Annotated in this window: 2 protein-coding genes; both read right to left on the reverse strand. The window is 53.5% G+C overall.

The annotated features are described in order from the left end of the window. Positions 1 to 212 precede the first annotated feature (212 nt). Entirely contained in the window at positions 213 to 902 is a 690-nt protein-coding gene (locus HMPREF0183_RS11210) for a hypothetical protein (RefSeq protein ID WP_156798279.1), read from the reverse strand. Positions 903 to 961: 59 nt separating this feature from the next. Continuing rightward, positions 962 to 1,984, reverse strand: a complete 1,023-nt coding sequence (locus HMPREF0183_RS12325; protein WP_005886205.1) for a hypothetical protein — start codon at positions 1,982 to 1,984, stop codon at positions 962 to 964. Positions 1,985 to 2,581: the final 597 nt, after the last annotated feature.

Consider the following 2,581-nt stretch of genomic DNA (forward strand, 5'->3'; position numbering starts at 1 on the left):
GAGCAAAGCTGGGGTGACAGTGAATGAGGCACGGTCGGTGGTTGGTGTCCTCATGATGAAAGGCCGAGCAGCTAAGGACGGGCATGGGTGGAAGAAGACTGGTTAGAGGGCGCCCTTGCATGCGGGGTGAAAAATGGCGCCATAGCCGAGCCCCGTGCCCCGCAGTCGATTGGCAACAAACTATCAAAAGCGCATCGACGCAGTAATTCGTATCATCCGCGTTTGACTTCTACAATTAGAGTGCCATTGGTGCAAGTTGCGCGTGTTGCTTCGACCATGAGCACAGCAATTGTTGATGCCAGTGATAAAGACCATTCAGGAGCAGAAAATACTGCAGTACACAAGCTTTGCGCTTGTCGGAGTGCCCACCGGTTGTCAGGATTCACACGGTCCTGCGCCATTTCTAAGTTTTGCAAGGCTAGTGGCACCAGGTAGGTATTGTCGAACCATGCCGTAGCTTCTGAGGTCCACCGTTTGTGGTGCCTTCGGCACATTAATTGCGCATGTACTTCAACAGCAGACCGCACATTGGCTAGCGCTGAAAACTGGTCCACGAGCTGCTGGATTGCTTTCTCACCAAAGCCGCATCTGGCATGTGGCACTTGAACGCGGATGCTGTCGAAGCTGGAAGTGCCTAGCTGTTGGACCGCCTCTCCTGCAGCATGGACCAGTAGAGGGACGGATTGCAGTGCGACCGATGAGGTGTAAACGCCTGTTTGGAACCAGGCCAGTTCACCGCTGATTGTCTGGTCGATTTGTGCACCATCATCGAAGCACCAGAACGCTTCATGCGCCTGAAGCTGGTTTGAATCAAACCACTGCGGAGCCAAGGCGTGACACGTGCCAGAAAAACGTGCGAACGCTCCTTCTGGTTCCAACTCGCCTGACTCGATTGCAGACACGATCGGAGCAGAGAGTGTAACCGATCCAGTGAGGCTAACAATTAGAGGGTCTAGGTCATTCATATGGTGCATTTAAGGGTTCTCGCAGGGCTGTAGTACTTGTTGGGAGTATCAAGGTATCCGATCAGGTCGACGTCGACCCAACTGCGCCACTGCTTTCGTCCGCTGGATCGGCATGTCATCCTCGCATTGGCTCGCTTGGAGGATCCGGGTCCGAGGACCCTAACGCCGGCCTTACCGCGGTTATGCCAGCGCGAACCTTTCTTCGGCTTATACTGCAACTGAACGGTTACCTTTGCTTTAGTGGCATTTGTTGTTCCCTTCAGCCACCACCCATGGCCTGATGCTTGCCCCCGAGTGACATGAACATAGTCGCCTTGTGTCTGGAAGATCCCAATCTTGGCTGTTGTCACTAGAGGGTATGACGTATGAGGTGATGCGTGGGCGCTCTGAACGAGGTTGCCATCAACGACAGAATACGAAGAGGGGACTTCGCGCCCCGAAGCGTCACGCGCTTTGGGGTGTTCGAAGAGACCTACTAGCGTTTCTCCCTCATATAATGCCACGGCCCCCGTGTTCTGAACAACAGGCGTAATGCCGTCGGAAAGGCTGTAGGAGAACGTCTGGCTGGATTGTGATGACATGGTTATTGCGCTTGCGCTGATTGACCCGCTTTCGTGTATTTGAAACGCATAGGCATCACCTGAACCTTTGACTGGAAACACTGTGGTTCCGTTAGGTGTCACGGTTCCCTGCTCGACAGCAGAAATGTCAGTGAGGGAAAAGCCGACCGAGACTGCGCTGTCGATATCAATTGTTGCATAGTTGCCCGGGTCGTAGGTTACTAACGTGGAGATTCCGTCGTGATGACGATAAACGCTACGCAATGATTGAGTGGTGCTTCGCGCTAGTGGTTCGTTGGATGTCGATGCCGCTACTACTGTTTTTTCAACATGCTTGGCTTCGGAGGTGCTAGATGCTGAAAATGCAGGAGAAGCATGGACGACGGTGGGCCCAAGAAGTGAGAAAATTAGCAAACAAGAGGTAATGCTCGTGAAACGTGAAATTTGTGGCCGGGTCATAGTATAAGCTCCTTTCAAAGCCTGTCGGCTGTGTAGTCAATGAAATGCCGACGCAGGTTGTGCCCCATCGATCCACATTAGCTCCGTAGGCAGTCGTTGCCTCGAGAGATCGTGGTAGCCGCAGTGGACCTTCGAGAACCTTTTCTGCACTTTATGCATGTTGCAGCTCATACTTTCCAGTGTAATGCAGATCACAAATGCGTGACAGTGGGTTCCCGGCCAATGCAAAACGTGGACCCGTTCGTTGTGGGCGGACAATACCGCTCACTAAGGACTCGAAGTGGTGGCCTATGCCTATTAATGCATTCGTTGTTGAGCGTCCGGCCTAGTGCATGGGCTGTCATGACGAGTAGTGGCCCTTGAATGACGATAACCGCGAGTGCAACTTCCGCAACGCCCTTCCAACCTATTGATGGACACAGCGTTCGCAATAAGAAAGGACCGACGTCGGCGTGACCGATGCCGGTAATGAGACCGGGAAAGTACGCACCGTGAATGAACGCCCACGATACGTGCGCCGCCGCGTTACCGAGTCCGCCATACAGGGCAAAGAACAGCGCAGGTAGATACAGCGGAGCCACAGCTGATGTGGTGGGG

It is taken from the genome of Brevibacterium mcbrellneri ATCC 49030, assembly GCF_000178455.1.
Lineage (GTDB): Bacteria > Actinomycetota > Actinomycetes > Actinomycetales > Brevibacteriaceae > Brevibacterium > Brevibacterium mcbrellneri.

What these genes read in the sequence shown, in the direction of transcription:
- HMPREF0183_RS12325 (WP_005886205.1), bottom strand. Translation starts at nt 1,984, where the DNA reads ATGACCCGGCCACAAATTTCACGTTTCACGAGCATTACCTCTTGTTTG.